Origin of the sequence: Clavibacter sp. A6099, from assembly GCF_021919125.1 — a bacterium.
Classification (GTDB): domain Bacteria; phylum Actinomycetota; class Actinomycetes; order Actinomycetales; family Microbacteriaceae; genus Clavibacter; species Clavibacter seminis.
On the sequence record NZ_CP083439.1, the window covers coordinates 1,839,141 to 1,852,662 of the forward strand.

A 13,522-nucleotide genomic window follows, 5' to 3' on the forward strand; every position below is an offset into this window, starting at 1 on the left:
CCGTGCGTCAGCGCAGCGCGGAGATGACCAGCACCAGCGCTGCGAAGCCGACGATCGTCCACGGCATGGCCAGCAGCACCGTCGAGGCGAGCCGCCAGCGCCGGTCCGCCTCGCGGGAGAGGCGCTCTCGCAGCGCCTCGGCGACGGCCTGCCGCGACAGGGAGACGGACAGCGCCGCTGCAGCCACCAGCAGGCCCGCCCCGCTCGCGATCGCGGCCGGCGCCATATCGGCGCTGCCGTCGATCCAGGCTGACCCGGTGAGGGCCACGAGGACGAACGTGGCGATGAGCGCGAGGACGATGAGCACCGGGGCCCCGGCGGGGGCCTCGTCGTCGGGATCCGCGATGGCCGCGGCGTAGACGACGGGGTCGCCGAAGGCCGTCCCGGCGTCGCCCCCGGCCTCCCGCACGTGCTGGCGCACGGTGTCGACCGCCTCCTCTATCCGATCGGGGGCCATATGCCTCCTGTCCAGCTCGGTGCCGAACTCGTCGATCCACCTGTCGGTCGTGTCCATCAGCTGCTCCTGTCGATCTCGTTGAATGCGTTCGCCGTCACCGTGAAGCGCGTCCATGCCTCGCGGAGCCGTGACGCGTGCGCGTGGCCGTCCTCCGTGAGGATGAAGTACTTGCGGCCAGGACCCCCGTCGCCCGGGCGCCATTCCGTCGCGACGAGCTGCCGGCGCTCCAGCCGCGCGAGCAGGGGGTAGAGGCCGCTGCCGGTCACGCCCCGGAACCCGGCCCGTTCGAGCCGCGTCAGCATGGCGTAGCCGTAGGACGGCCCGTCCCTCAGGGAGGTGAGGACGAGGAGGGGGAGGAGGGCCCTGACCCACTCGCCGCTCGCCTCCAGGGCGGGCGACGTCACCGCGTCGTGCCCGTCGTCGTGATCCATGACTAGATCGTGTCCCGTACTAGTCGGTCTCGATACCGACGAAGGTATCGACCTGCGGGATGGGGCTCCTCGGCCGTCGTTGCGCCTCGTCCCCGCCGACCCGGCGCCGAGCGTCCCCGCAGGGCGCGTTCCGGGACATCCCATCGGACCGCCGCGAGTAGACGTACGTCATCCCGCGCTGACCGTGAGTAGGCCGCCCCCGAGAGCGGCCCTGCCTAGCGTTGGGCGTGCACCAGGCATCGAGCACCCGCACCTGCCACGGACGGGTCCACCTGGCGCCGGATCAGGAAGTTGTCACCATGAGCACCATCAGCACGGACATCACCGACTCGAGCCGCACGTCCACCTGGAAGGTGGCGGCCGTCGGGGCCGCACTCGCCTTCGCCGTGGTCGGACTCGTCGTCACCGGCTTCGACCCCATGTGGATCGCCGGGTCGCTCGGCATCAGCGCCGCTGCCGCGAGCCAGATCGTGGCGGCCATCAAGGCCGGCCGGACGGCCGTGACGGTCGTCGCCGCGATCGCGGGCGCGGGAGTCGCGTCCGCCATCACCGCGACCATCGCCTTCATCGCGATCAGCTGGGCCGCCGGTCCGGCCATCGCCTGACGATCGCACCACCGGGGGTCGGACGTCAGGTGCGTCCGACCCCCTCTCCTCACCCAGAGCATCAGAGATCGAGGCCATTCATGTCGTCCACCTCCCTGGAGCACCGCTCCGCCGCCCGCCCGACGACCGTGACGGCGGCGTTCTGGCTCGTCCTCCTGTCCGCAGCGGTCGCGGCCGTCTCCGCGTTCCTCGCCATCCAGACCCTCCTCTCGGCCCAGGGGTCGGAGGAGCTCCGCAGGACGATCGAGGCGACACCGGAGGCCGCGGGAGGCGACATCGACATGGATTCGCTGGTGGGCATCGCACGCGCGACCGCGGTCGCCATCCAGGTCCTCCTGATCGTGGTGTCGATGGCGATCGCCCTGTGGATCGCGTTCGCGATGCGGTCCGGCCGCGCGTACATCCGCGTCGTCGCGGTCGTCCTGTCCGTGTTCCAGGCGGTGGGCACCGTGACGGCCCCGTCGCCCGCATCCGTCGTCAGCCTGGCTCTCATCGTCGCCGCGCTCGTGCTCATCTGGGCTCCGGCCTCCAGCCGCTACGTCGCGCGGCGCACGGCCGGGAGACGCCGTCCGCAGGACCCCGCGCGCGAGCCGTCGTTCGTCGGATGACGACCATCCCGGCCGTGCGGAGGGCCGCCGCCGTGCCCCCTCCCCACCCGAAGGCCTACCTGCTGTCCGCGTCCGTCGTGCTGGTGCTCGCGGGAGCGGGCTCCGCCGCCGGCGCCGTGGCGATGACGGGCATCGCGATCCCCGGCGCGGTCGGGGTCCGCACCGGGCTGGCGGGGAGGAGCGGATTCGACGAGACGCTCCTCGGCGTCCTGGGCGCGAACATGCCGGTCGCCGCCTCCCTCGCCGCCGGCCTCGTCACCTTCGGCGCGGTCTCGGCCCTCTTCGCCGTGCTGCTCGGCGTCTACCTCGGCGCGACGGTCACCGGATCGGTCAACACCGTCGGCGCCGGGCCCCTGCTCGACTCCGTGGGCGCCTACGTGGGCCTGGAGATGCTGGGCCTCCTCCTCGCCGGCGTCGCCGGCATGCTGCCCGCCGCGCACGTCGTGCTCGGGAAGAGGGGCGTGCGCAGCAGCGCGTGGCGCCGGTACCTCTCGGCCCTCGCGCCCGCCGCGGTCCTGCTCGGGATCGGCCTCGCGCTGCTGGCGGTCGGAGCGGTCGTCGAGGCGACGGTCATCACGACGAGCGGATCCGGGCTGGGCGAGCGGTGATCGACGTCACGGGAGCGCGGAAGGCCTACGGCCCGGTCGCGGCCCTGCACGACGTGGAGCTCCATGCGCGCGCGGGCGCCGTGACCGCCGTGGTCGGCCCGAACGGCGCGGGGAAGTCGACGCTGTTCCGCGCGATCCTCGGGCTCGAGCGGCTCGACGGCGGCAGCGCCCTGGTGGACGGCGCCCCCTTCGCCCTGGCTGCGGCGCCCCAGCGGGTGGCGGGCGCGGTCATCGACTCGTCGTCTTTCCACCCGCGCCGTCGCGCCGTCGACGAGGTCCGGATCGCCGCGGCCGCCGGAGGCATCGGACGGCGTCGGGTCCCGGAGGTCCTGGAGGAGGTCGGCCTGGCGCACTCCCAGCGCAAGCAGGTGCGGGCCCTGTCGATGGGCATGCGGCAGCGGCTGGCCATCGCGGTGGCGCTCCTCGGTAGACCGCGGAACCTGATCCTGGACGAGCCCCTCAACGGCCTCGACGTCGACGGCATCCAATGGGTGCGGGAGCTCCTGCTCGCGAGCGCCTCCGCCGGTAGCACCGTGCTCATCTCCTCCCATGTCCTCACGGAGGTGGAGCGCGTCAGCGACGACGTCCGCATCCTCGTGGGGGGCCGGATCGCGTCCCGCGACCGCTCCGTCACCTCCGCCGCGGGGGCTCCGCCCATGGAGGTCCTCGTCGTCACCGACTCGCCCGTGGAGCTGGGAGCGCTGCTACGACGGCACGGGGCGACGGTGGAGGGCGAGGGGAGGAGCCTGCGCGTGCGCGGCATGCGCTCCCGCACCGTCGCGGAGCTGGCCTTCCGCGACCGGATGCTCGTGGAGACCCTGTGCGAGTCGACGGAGTCGCTCGAATCCGAGTACCTCCGCGTCCTCGCCGACGCGCGGCCCGGCCCCGACGCGTCCCGGCGCCCTCTCGAGGGGCGGCCGGCGTGATCGGGGAGCACGAGCCCACGCTGCGGACGCGGCGACGCCAGACGGCGGGTGACGTGCTGCGATCAGAGCTCCTCACGGCCTGGACCCTCGGTTCGCAGCGGATCCTGTGGATCGCGGCGCTGCTCGGGGGGCTGGTGGGGACGGGGACGGCGCTCGTCTTCGTGGAGGTGCTCGCCGCAGTCGGAGGCGCGGCCGCCTCCGAGGTGGACGGCCTCATCAGCCGCGCCTCCGTCAGCGGAGCCGCGACGGTGGCCATGCTCCTGGGCCTCTCGTCCATCCACCTCTCCGCCGGGCAGCGGTCCACCGGTCGGCAGCGCCTCACGCACCAGATGGTCCCCGCGACGAGCCGCACGTTCGTCGCGCGCGTCGCCGTGGCCGGCGGCATCGCGACGTGCGTGGCGGTCGCCGCCTTCCTCACGGGCGCGATCCTCGTGGTGGGGGTGTGCGCGCTGACGGGGCGGACCGCGGACGCCCTCTCCGCCCGGGGGCTTGGGATCGTCGCCTGCACGACGGCCGGCGTCACGCTGACCGTGGTGCTGGCCGCGGCGGTCGGCCTCGTCGCCCGACACGGCGTCGTCGGGGCCACCGCGTTCCTCGGGATCATGGTGATCGGCCCCGCCGCGCTGGGCACGGTCGGCGCGACCGCTTCCGTCGAGGCCCTCTCCTGGGCGGCGACCGCGCTCCCGGCGGGCCGCCTGGGCGCCGTCGTCGAGTCCGCCGCCGCCGGTGACGCGGAGGGCGCGCTGGCGGCGCTGGCGGCGCTGCTGGCCTGGGCCGCTGCTGCTGTGGGGCTTGCCTATGCCGCCTGGCGGGCCGAGGGCCACACGCGGACCAGCCGAGGACAGGCGACACAGGGGCACCCGCGATGATCGCCGAGACGCGGACGTCCGCGATCATCGCGGCATCGACGTCGACCCGGCGGTGGCGGAGGTTCGTCGCCGTCCCCGTGCTCACCCCCCGGCTCGGCCTCGCCACCGTGGGCCTCGGCGCAGCAGCGTGGACGGGAGCGGGCGTGTGGGCGGGCTTCGTCGTCGTGGCCTTGGGCGTCGGCGCGGGGACCGTCCTCCCGACGGCGACGGTGCTCGTGCTCCTCGCCGGCGTCGGGGCCGGCTCCCTCTGGGCGGAGGTCCGAGCGGCCCTGGCCGAACCGCGCAGCTGGTCGTTGTACGCGCAACTGGGGACGAGGCCGCGCACCTACCTGATAGGCCGCCTCCTGGTGACCCGGGCCTCACGGCTCGGAGCGGCATGCTGCGGCGCCCTCAGCGTCTGCGCGACGGTGTCCCTCCTACGCCCCGAAGCCCTCACCCCGGCCCACTGGGCGCTCATACCCCTCGCCGCGGGGGGTGGCCTCTCCGTGGGCGTCCTCCACACGACCGTCCGCCTGGAGAGCATCCGAGGGGCATCGCCGACGCGTGCCGTGCTCCTGCCGATCGCTGTCGTCGGGGCGCTGAGCGCGTCCTGCTGGTGGTGGGCGGCCTCCTGGCTGCCGGTTCCGGTCGAGGCGCTGCTGGCCGGCGCGACGCTGGACGCCCTCCCGGCCGTGCCCTGGCCGCGGGCGGCGGCCCTCGGGGCAGCGTGCATCGCGAGCGCGGTCCTGGCCGCGGCGCGCTTCCACCGCGCAGGCGCTCTGACATGGGCCACGGTGACGACGCGATCCGACCTGACGGGTCCCCGCGCACCCCGCCGACCCGCACGCTCCGGGGGCGCGCGTGTCCTCGTCGAGGTCATGCTGCTCGACCTGCGCCGCGCGACGCGAGCGTTCGAATGGCGCGTCCGTCCGGCGGCGTACCTGCTCCTCTCCCTCGCCGTCTCCGCCGCGCTGCTCGGCGCGCTGGCCTCCTGGCTCCTGGGCGACGGAGCCGAAGCGCTGCTCGCGAGCGACGTGGGGGCGACGCTGGCCGGGGGAGTGACGGCGGGATACGTACTGATCATCTGGACCACCGCCTCCGCGTGGTCGTCCCTCGACTCCGACCGGGGCGGGACCGTCCTCATGCGGTCGCTCCCGCACGGCATCCGAATCCTCGCCGCGGCTCGAGCCGCCTCGGGAGCGTTCGTCATCGGCGCCGCCGGACTCCTGCTCCTCGGCGTGCTCTGCGCCTTCGCGCCCCTCGGGCCCCGCGCCGTCGGCACGGCGGCGTCCGCCTGCGCGACAGTGGCCCTCCTGGCACCGACCCTCGGATGCTGGGTGTCGCTCCGCCACCCGCACACCGAGTGGAAGGAGGTGGGTGAGATCGGCCGACACGGCTGGGCGCGCTCGGGCATCACCTACCTGCTGGGTGGCGGCATGGCCCTCACGACCGCCGTGGCATCGGGACGCGACTGGACCGCGCCGGAGGCCACCGCGATCGCCCTCGCGTCGGCGATGCTCACGCCGCTCGTCGCCGCCGGCGTCACCGCCACCCTCCCCACGAGAATCGGAGTCGGACATGCTCGAGGTTGATGCCGAGATCGGGTACGCGCGCGGCGCGGCCATCCAAAGGGTGCGGCTCGTCGTCGCACCGGGGGAGTTCGTGCTCGTGCGCGGTGCCAACGGCGTGGGCAAGTCCACGCTGCTGGGTACTGTGGCGGGGATCCGCGCCCCCCTCGCCGGCACGGTCACCGTGGCCGGACGCCCCACGCAGTCGTCCCGTGCACGGCACGACATCGGCTACGTCACCGACCCGCCGAACTTGTTCGAGGAGCTCACCCCGGCCGAGCACCTGCGTCTGGCGATGTCGCTGTGGCGCGCCTCACGACTGCCGGTGACAGGGACGACCGCGGCCGCAGGCGTGCTCGAGGGGACGCCGGAGCTGCCGGCGACCATGCTCTCCCTGGGGCAGCGGAAGCGGTTGGGCATCGCCCTGGCGGTGCTGCACGGTCCGCGGCTGTGGGTGCTGGACGAGCCGTTCAACGGGCTGGACGACGCGAGCTGTCGCCGGCTCCGGGCATCCATCGACGAGCACCTGGGGCAAGGAGGCGCCGTCGTCTGCGCGACCCACGACGTGGGCGCGCTGGACCGTCCTGACGCGACGGTCGTGGTGCTGTCCAGAGGGAGCGAGGCGGTCTCGCACCAGGCGCGCGGGGCGACTCGAAGGTGACGATGAGCCCGCGGTCGCCGAGTGGAGGCGCCCCTTGCTGTCATTCACATGACATAATGTGCATTATCGGCGCATAGCCAGGCGACCGAGAGGGGCCACGATCGAAGGCCCTCAGGGCTCCCGCGACAGCACCTCGCGCGCGACGTCCACGAGCTCCGCCGGCTCGAACGGATCGTCCGTCGCGGCCAGCTCGTCGAGCGCGAACCAGCGGTGCGCGTGGATGTCGTCGAACTCGTCGGGCATCCAGTTGTCGGACACCGGCGCGAACCCCGTCGTGCGCACCAGGTAGAACGTCGAGTGGCCGGTGTCGAGGTCGCCGTCGATGCGCTGTCGCGCGTAGTCGTGCTCCCAGACCGGATCGCCGACGGACTCGACGCGCAGGCCGGTCTCCTCGAACAGCTCGCGGCGGGCCGCCTGGGCGGGCGACTCCCCCGGGTCGATCCCGCCGCCGGGCGTGAGCCAGCGCGGCGGCAGGTCGATGTCCGTGGAGTAGTTCGTGAGGAAGAGCAGCAGCCGGTCGCGCTCGTCGACCAGCAGGATCCGTGCCGTGTCGCGGGCGTGCCGCACGACCTCGCCGTCGGTCATCGCGCGCCGCCGGCGACCGGGAGGTGCCTGCCCCACCAGTCGAGGATCGCCTCGAAGCGCTGCACGCGGTGGCGCGGCCGGCCGGATCGGCTGAGCTCGTGGTCCTCGCCCGGGAAGACGAGCATCTCGGTCTCGACGCCCGCGCGCACGAGGGCCAGGTGGTACCGCTCGGCCTGCGACAGCGGGCAGCGGAGGTCGTCCTCGGAGTGGACGACGAGCGTCGGCGTGCGCACCTGGTGCGCGAACGCCTGCGGGCTCTGCGCGCGACGCGTCTCCTCGTCGTGGCCCGTGTACTCCTCGCCGAAGAACGTGCCGATGTCGCTCGTGCCGGTGAACAGCTCCGGGTCGAGGAACCCGCGCTCGACGATGGCGCCCTGGAAGCGGTGCTCGTGCGCGATGGTCCACGCGGTGAGGTAGCCGCCGTAGGAGCCGCCCATGATGCCGGCGCGGGATCCGTCGATGGTGTCGTGCACCGCGATCGCGCCGTCGAGGAAGTCGAGCACGTCGTCCATGTCGACCGTGCCCATGCGCTCCTTGATGACGCGGCCGTGCTCCTGGCCGTAGCCGGCGGCGCCGCGCGGGTTGCACAGCAGCACCGCGTAGCCGGCGTCGGCGTAGACCTGCGCCTCGTCGAAGAGGTGGACGCCGTAGGCGGCGTAGGGCCCGCCGTGGATCACCAGGAGGACGGGGTGCGGCCCCTCCCCCTCCGGCAGCACGACCCAGCCGTGCACCGGGTAGCCGTCGCGACCCTCGACCACCAGCTCGTGCAGCGGTCGGATCCCCTCGTCGCGCAGCGGCGCGGAGAAGTCGGTGAGCGGGACGAGCGCGGATCCGCCGTCGGGCGCGCGATCGGTGCGGACCAGCGCCACGTCGCCGTGCGTGCGCGGGTCGGTGAGGGCGACGACGACGGCCCCTCCCCCGACGCCGACGCCCGTGACCTCCACCTGGTCGTCGACGAGCGCCTCGACGGCCCCGTCCGCGGTCACGCGCAGCAGCTGCACGGTGCCCCGCGATCCGTTGAGCACGAGGACGGCGTCGCGGTCCTCGACCGTGATGCCGCTGCCGCCGAGGTCGACGGTCTCGGCATCCGTGAGGACGCGGGGCGCGGCGTCGTCGGCATCCCGCACGTACAGCGCGGTGTTGCGGGCGACGAAGTCGACACCCGTCTCCCCCAGCTCCTGCGCCAGCAGGTAGATCCGGCCGCCCTCGACGGACGCGACCTCCGCGATCCCGAGCCCGGCCTCGTGGGAGACGACGGTGCGGACCTCGGGCACGCCGCTCGAGGTGTCGCCGGGAGCGGGCACGGCGACCGCGTATGCACCCGAGAGCAGGTCGTCGTCACGGCCGTCGTGGCGCGAGGCCACGAACAGGACCTCGGAGCCGTCGGCGGAGAAGCGGGGCGCGTCGTGGTCGACGGGCTCGTCGGTCAGGCGGACGACCGGCGGCACGCCCGCCCGCTCGGCGGCGGAGGGCTTCGCGTCAGCGCCGTCGCCGCGCACCGCGGGGTCCACGGCGTCGGGGTAGCCGGACGCGACGGCAGCCACGAAGGGCTCCGCGTCCAGCGCCGGCAGATCGACGAGGAACAGCTGGGTGTGCCGGTCCGTGGACCAGCCGAGGCCGTTCGCGAGGTACTTCGTGGTGGTGATGCGGCGGGCGGGCTCGGCAGCGGCCGACACGCCCTCGACGCTCCCGTACCGCCCGGGCTCGGCCACGCGCGAGGCGTAGACGATGCGCGAGCCGTCGGGCGACCAGTCGAACGCGCCGACCCCGAGCAGCTCGTCGGTGAGGGCGACCGGCTCGCCGCCGGCGTACCGGACGACGTGCAGCTGCGGCGGCCCCTTCGGCTCCGCGCGGATGAACGCGATGACCGACCCGTCCGGCGAGAGCCGCGGCGCCGTGTCTCGGAAGCCTCGCGTGATGCGGCGCGGCGGCGCGGATCCGTCGGTCGTCACCTCCCACAGCTGCCCGGTGTACGCGTCGGCGTGCACCCGCGGGCGCGTCACCGACACGACGGCCAGACGGCCGTCGGGCGATACGGCGGGGCGGGAGACGGAGGTGAGGAGGTCGAGATCCGTGGTCTTCATCGGATCGAGCCTAGCCCCGGGTCGTCGCCCGGCCCCGGGTCACTCGGGGCGGAAGCTGCTCGTGTCGCCGACGAGCCGGAGGTGCTCGGCGGGGATCGGGTCGACGACCGCGCGCGCGACCTCGGCCGCGAACTGCGAGACGTTGTAGAGGCCGCCCGACGCCTCCTTGCGCTCCTGGATGGCCTCCGGGTTCATGCGGCTGAGGAGCGTGGCCGTGATCGTGCCCTCGATCATGTCGCCGGAGACGACGACGAAGCCGATGCCGCGCTCGTCCAGCTCCGGGATGAGCTCGCGCAGGGCGTCCTCCCCCGCGCGCTTGCTGCGCGCGACGGCCTCGTACTCGGGCATCGTCTCGGTGGTGCGGATGAAGTGGGCCTGGTGGCTCGTGACGAAGACGACCCGGCCGCCCTCGGTCAGGAGCGGGAGCGCGCTGCGCAGGACGTTCAGCTGCGCGTCGCGGTTGAGGGTCATGGCGTAGTCCTCGGCCATGCCGCTCTCCATGCCGCCGGACGCGTTGAGCACGAGCACGTCGAGGCCGCCGAGCTCGGCGCGGACGGTCTCCATGAGGCGGTCGACGGACTCGGCATCCGTGAGGTCCGCCCCGACCGCGATGGCCTTCGTGCCGCCCTCGACCAGCTTCGCGACGAGCTTCTCGGCGCGCGCGGCCTTGTTGCGGTAGTTGACGACGACGTCGGCGCCCGCCTCGGCGAGGTACGCGACCGTGTCGGCGCCGATGCCGCGAGACGAGCCCGTGACGAGCGCGCGTCGGCCGCGGAGCTCGTCGGGGGCGAAGGGGCGGATCTCGTCGACGGTGCTCACAGGGGTACTCCTCCAGGGGTGCGCGCCGTTCGCGCGCGACGGGTCGTCCGGCGAGGGACGGATCGGGACGGGCCGCGCGGGCGGGACACCACGCTGACGGCCAGGAGAGCCTATCGCCCGCCGTCCGGGCGGTGGGCTAGGTTCGGGTCATCCGGTCCACGGAGCGAGGGAGCAGCGGGTGACTGTCCTCCTCGACGACCACGCGTGGATCGCCTGGCTCGCCCTCATCGTCACGGGGGTCGTCGTGGAGATGCGCCGACTCGAGCTGACGGGGCTCTGCGGCGGCGTCGCGGCGCTCGCGGCCCTGCTGTCCGGACTCGTGGGCGCGCCCTGGTGGCTGCAGGCGGTCGTCGCCCTCGTGGCCGCGGCCGCTCTGATGGGATCCGTTCGACCGGCGCTGCTCCGCGCCCTCCCCGTCGAGGACCGTCGGGAGCGCGAGGACCTCGGACAGGGCGAGCCGTCTGCCGTGGACGACGACGACGACCGGCCCGCATGACGCGCGGCGCCTGGTTCGACGGCGCCGTGCCCCGCGTGCTCGCGCACCGCGGGTGGACCGGATCCGGTGCCGTGGAGAACACCCTCGACGCCTTCCGCGCGGCGTGGGAGCTCGGCGTGACCCACCTCGAGACGGACGTGCACGTGACCGCCGACGGCGCCTGCGTGCTCTGGCACGATGCCGACCTCCGACGCCTCACCGGCCGCCCCGGTCGCGTCCGCGACAGGACGCTGGCGGAGTTGCGCGCCATCGACCTCGGGTCCGGCGCGCGCGTCGCCACGCTCGGAGAGCTGCTCGCGGCCCTGCCCGACGCGCGCCTGAACGTCGACGTGAAGGGCCGGGACGCGCCCGCCGCCGCCGCTCAGGCGATCCGCGACGCCGACGCCGTCGACCGCGTGCTCGTCACGTCGTTCTCGGGCTCCCGGCGACGCCGCGCGCTGGCCCTGCTCCCCGGCGCTGCCACGTCCGCCGACGCGGGTCGCCTCGTCCTCGCGGTCCTCGGCGCGCGGCTCGCGCTCGCGCCGGTCGTGCGCCTCGCCCTCCGCGGCGTCGACGCCGTGCAGATGCCCTGTCGGGTGATCGGGATCCGCACGGTCTCCCCCGTGATGGTCCGCCGGCTCGCGCGCGCCGTCCGCGAGGTGCACGTCTGGACGGTGGACGACCCTGACGAGGTGATCCGCCTGGTCAGGGCCGGGGTGCACGGCATCGTGACCGACCGCGCCGACCTCGCGCTCGCCGCCATCGGCGACAGGGACTGGGATTCGCCTGGGAACCGGGTGTCCTGAGAAAGGATCCTCACAGCCGCACGGTTTACAACGGGGAGTGCATCGCGAGAGGAGACCACCATGGCAGATCGCAGCTTGCGCGGGATGCGGCTCGGGTCCACGAGCCTGCAGAGCGAGGAGGGCGTCAGCTTCTCCCCCCGGCAGAGGAAGACGTACCGCACGACCGACGGCACCACGTTCGAGGTCGTGTTCTCGGCCGACGCCGAGGTCCCGGAGGTCTGGGAGTCGCCGAAGAGCGGCTTGGAGGGACGCCTCCTCGACGCCGAGGGCGCGCCCGTCGCCCACGACGAGGTCGAGGCGAAGGTCCCCCGGAGCCACTGGGACATGCTGCTCGAGCGCCGGACGCGCGCCGAGCTGGAGGAGCTCCTCGAGGAGCGCCTCGCCACCCTCCGCGCGCGGCGCGGTCAGCACCGCATCGGCGCCTGACCCGACCCCTCCGCTCGCGAACCGGACACAGGAGCACCCCTCGGCATCGCCGCGGGGTGCTCCTCTGCGTGCGGGCGGTGCTGCCCGTCAGCGCGCGGCTCGGCGGCCGCGGCGCCCGAGCGCGATGCCGGAGACGGCCAGGGCGCCGAGGCCGAGGCCCGAGACAAGCCACTCGATGTCGCGCCCCACGAGGATCGCCGGCGTGACGACGTCCGCGGTCGGCACGTCGACCACCATCGACCCCGCGGTGAACCAGGGCAGCCGGTCGATGTCCCTCCCGTCCGGCCCGACGATCGCGCTGGTGCCGACGGTCGAGATGTTGACGACGCTGCGTCCCGTCTCGAGCGCCCGCATCCGGGCGATCGCCAGCTGCTGCACGCTCTCGTCGGTGCGGCCGAAGTCGGCGTTGTTCGACTGGGCGAGGATGAGGCCGGCGCCCTCGTGGACCATGTCGGTCGTCAGTTGGTCGTCGACGATGTCGAAGCAGATGGCGATGCCGGCGGTGACCCCCGCGACGTCCATCACCTGGTCGGTCGTGCCGGGTGTGTACTCGCGCTGGATGAGGCCGATGAGGTCGGGCGCGAACGGCTCCCAGAACGCGCGGTCGGGCACGTACTCGCCGAAGGGGACGGGGTGCTTCTTGTCGTAGTGGTCGGTCGCCCCTCCCCCGGTCCAGACGAGCGACTCGTTGTAGTAGCGGCCGTCGCGCTCGGTGACCGTGCCCACGACGAGCGGGGCGCCGAGGCGGGCGACCACGCGGTCGAGCGCGGCTGCCGAGCCGGGGTCCCGCAGCGGATCCGCGTCCGCCGCGTTCTCGGGCCACACCACCATGTCGACGCCGGCGTCCGACGGGATCTCCGCCGTCGCGGCGAGGTGCGCGCGCAGGATGTCGCCGTAGCGCGCACCGTCGAAGTACCCGGCCTTCGCGTTCCCCTGCACGGCGGCCACCCGCGTGGTCCCCGTCGTCGTCACGGGGAACGCCGGGACGACGAGCGCCAGGGCGACGGCGATCCCCGCGACGAGCGCTCGGGACGCGCGCCGCACGCGCTCCTCCGCGGCGAGCTCGAGCAGCAGCGCGACGAGGAGCACGAGCACGAAGGACAGGCCGGAGAGGCCGAGCCAGGTCACGAGGTGCGCGAAGGGGCTCTCCGACTGGGACAGCGACACGCGTCCCCAGGCGAAGCCGCCGTAGGGCCAGACCGCGGAGATCGCCTCGCGCGCGGTCCACAGCCCGGCGATCGCGACCGGCAGCAGCACCACGCGGCCGGCGACCGTGGGGAACGCGCGCGGGATCCAGCGCGTCGCCGTGGCGATGGCGACCGCTCCGGTCGCGACGAAGAGCGACTCCAGGGCGGACAGGGCGATCCACGGCACCGGCCCGAGGTACAGCGACGCCCACTCGATGTGCGTGAGGTAGAAGGCGAGTCCGGCCACGAGCCCGATGGCGAACGCCGGCCCGGGGCGCCTGCCGAACAGCGCGAGGAGCACGAGGGCGATGCCGGGGAACACGAGCGGCCACAGCCCGCGGTCGGGGAACGCCGCGTCCATGACCGGACCGGACGCCGCGGCGGCGAGGAGCGCGCCCCACATCGGCAGCGGAGGACGTACGGGCTCC

At 74.0% G+C, this 13,522-nt stretch carries 16 protein-coding genes; 10 read left to right on the top strand and 6 right to left on the bottom strand.

Going from position 1 to position 13,522, the window contains the following annotated elements; translation table 11 throughout:
- Positions 1–7: 7 nt before the first annotated feature.
- Complete coding sequence (locus tag KYT88_RS08680) at positions 8–514, bottom strand: hypothetical protein (RefSeq protein WP_043586805.1); 507 nt, start codon at positions 512–514, stop codon at positions 8–10.
- Entirely contained in the window at positions 514–888 is a 375-nt protein-coding gene (locus tag KYT88_RS08685) for a PadR family transcriptional regulator (RefSeq protein ID WP_051629370.1), read from the bottom strand. The genes KYT88_RS08680 and KYT88_RS08685 overlap by 1 nt, the downstream gene beginning before the upstream one ends.
- Positions 889–1,187: 299 nt before the next feature.
- Between KYT88_RS08685 and KYT88_RS08690 the strand changes: the two genes are divergently transcribed.
- The 7 genes from KYT88_RS08690 to ccmA all read left to right on the top strand — a co-directional run bounded on the left by KYT88_RS08690 (position 1,188) and on the right by ccmA (position 6,712).
- Entirely contained in the window at positions 1,188–1,493 is a 306-nt protein-coding gene (locus KYT88_RS08690; protein WP_043586803.1) for a hypothetical protein, read from the top strand.
- An 80-nt stretch (positions 1,494–1,573) separates the two neighbouring features.
- Positions 1,574–2,101, top strand: coding sequence for a hypothetical protein (locus KYT88_RS08695; protein WP_043586800.1), 528 nt, complete (start codon positions 1,574–1,576; stop codon positions 2,099–2,101).
- A gap of 32 nt (positions 2,102–2,133) precedes the next feature.
- Positions 2,134–2,709: a hypothetical protein gene (locus KYT88_RS08700; RefSeq protein WP_156032222.1), complete on the top strand. Its 576-nt coding sequence runs from the start codon at positions 2,134–2,136 to the stop codon at positions 2,707–2,709.
- Positions 2,706–3,635 carry an ATP-binding cassette domain-containing protein gene (locus KYT88_RS08705; RefSeq protein WP_051629369.1) on the top strand — a complete coding sequence of 310 codons (930 nt, stop codon included), beginning with the start codon at positions 2,706–2,708 and terminating at the stop codon, positions 3,633–3,635. Before KYT88_RS08700 ends, KYT88_RS08705 begins: the two co-directional genes overlap by 4 nt.
- Positions 3,632–4,504 (top strand): hypothetical protein, encoded by an 873-nt coding sequence (locus KYT88_RS08710; protein ID WP_043586795.1) that lies wholly within the window; start codon positions 3,632–3,634, stop codon positions 4,502–4,504. The genes KYT88_RS08705 and KYT88_RS08710 overlap by 4 nt, the downstream gene beginning before the upstream one ends.
- On the top strand, positions 4,501–6,075 hold the full coding sequence (locus tag KYT88_RS08715) for a hypothetical protein (protein WP_043586792.1): 1,575 nt from the start codon (positions 4,501–4,503) through the stop codon (positions 6,073–6,075). The genes KYT88_RS08710 and KYT88_RS08715 overlap by 4 nt, the downstream gene beginning before the upstream one ends.
- Complete coding sequence (gene ccmA, locus KYT88_RS08720; RefSeq protein WP_051629368.1) at positions 6,062–6,712, top strand: heme ABC exporter ATP-binding protein CcmA; 651 nt, start codon at positions 6,062–6,064, stop codon at positions 6,710–6,712. Before KYT88_RS08715 ends, ccmA begins: the two co-directional genes overlap by 14 nt.
- A gap of 111 nt (positions 6,713–6,823) precedes the next feature.
- On the opposite strand, the gene KYT88_RS08725 is transcribed toward ccmA, so the two are convergent.
- The 3 genes from KYT88_RS08725 to KYT88_RS08735 are packed head-to-tail and all read right to left on the bottom strand — an operon-like array spanning position 6,824 to position 10,200.
- Positions 6,824–7,297, bottom strand: a complete 474-nt coding sequence (locus KYT88_RS08725) for an NUDIX hydrolase (RefSeq protein WP_051629411.1) — start codon at positions 7,295–7,297, stop codon at positions 6,824–6,826.
- A complete protein-coding gene (locus tag KYT88_RS08730) occupies positions 7,294–9,381 on the bottom strand; it encodes a S9 family peptidase (protein ID WP_043586790.1) in 2,088 nt (695 codons plus the stop codon). The genes KYT88_RS08725 and KYT88_RS08730 overlap by 4 nt, the downstream gene beginning before the upstream one ends.
- Positions 9,382–9,420: 39 nt before the next feature.
- Positions 9,421–10,200: an SDR family oxidoreductase gene (locus KYT88_RS08735; protein WP_043586788.1), complete on the bottom strand. Its 780-nt coding sequence runs from the start codon at positions 10,198–10,200 to the stop codon at positions 9,421–9,423.
- 178 nt (positions 10,201–10,378) lie between these two features.
- On the opposite strand from KYT88_RS08735, the gene KYT88_RS08740 reads away from it, so the two are divergent.
- The 3 genes from KYT88_RS08740 to KYT88_RS08750 are packed head-to-tail and all read left to right on the top strand — an operon-like array spanning position 10,379 to position 11,907.
- Positions 10,379–10,696, top strand: coding sequence for a hypothetical protein (locus KYT88_RS08740; protein ID WP_043586787.1), 318 nt, complete (start codon positions 10,379–10,381; stop codon positions 10,694–10,696).
- The gene (locus tag KYT88_RS08745; RefSeq protein WP_043586786.1) at positions 10,693–11,481 is read left to right on the top strand and encodes a glycerophosphodiester phosphodiesterase family protein; all 789 of its coding nucleotides are present in this window, start codon (positions 10,693–10,695) and stop codon (positions 11,479–11,481) included. Before KYT88_RS08740 ends, KYT88_RS08745 begins: the two co-directional genes overlap by 4 nt.
- 60 nt (positions 11,482–11,541) lie before the next feature.
- Positions 11,542–11,907, top strand: a complete 366-nt coding sequence (locus KYT88_RS08750; protein WP_012038371.1) for an RNA polymerase-binding protein RbpA — start codon at positions 11,542–11,544, stop codon at positions 11,905–11,907.
- A gap of 87 nt (positions 11,908–11,994) precedes the next feature.
- Here KYT88_RS08750 and lnt read toward each other — a convergent pair whose 3' ends face one another.
- Complete coding sequence (gene lnt, locus KYT88_RS08755; protein ID WP_043586785.1) at positions 11,995–13,497, bottom strand: apolipoprotein N-acyltransferase; 1,503 nt, start codon at positions 13,495–13,497, stop codon at positions 11,995–11,997.
- Positions 13,498–13,522 lie beyond the last annotated feature (25 nt).